This window comes from Shewanella sp. CAL98-MNA-CIBAN-0140, assembly GCF_040309905.1.
Classification (GTDB): domain Bacteria; phylum Pseudomonadota; class Gammaproteobacteria; order Enterobacterales; family Shewanellaceae; genus Shewanella; species Shewanella psychromarinicola.
Window position 1 is genome coordinate 1 of sequence record NZ_JBEOPI010000285.1, and the last position, 238, is coordinate 238.

Below are 238 nucleotides of genomic sequence, written 5' to 3' on the forward strand. Positions count from 1 at the left end.
GTTATGCCAGCATCGAGCTGGTGTCCCCTTTATATGTCAGCAGTAGTATCGGTGGGCGCAGACAAACCTATAAAGACGGTGACGTCATTCATAACGCTTATCAGGAAACCGCGCGTCCACTGGACACTATCATTGCGCACTTACAGTTTCACATGCGTCATGAAGTACTGAATTTAGAGTTACTGGTTCGTCTATTTGAGCAGGTAGGTGCTGATGACGTACAAGCATGGGTAAACGC

General features: G+C 47.5%; 1 protein-coding gene. It reads left to right on the plus strand.

Annotation, left to right across the window (positions count from 1 at the left end; translation table 11 throughout):
• A partial coding sequence (locus AAEY93_RS21095) for a hypothetical protein (protein ID WP_351079705.1) occupies positions 1 to 238 on the plus strand: 238 nt, incomplete at both ends.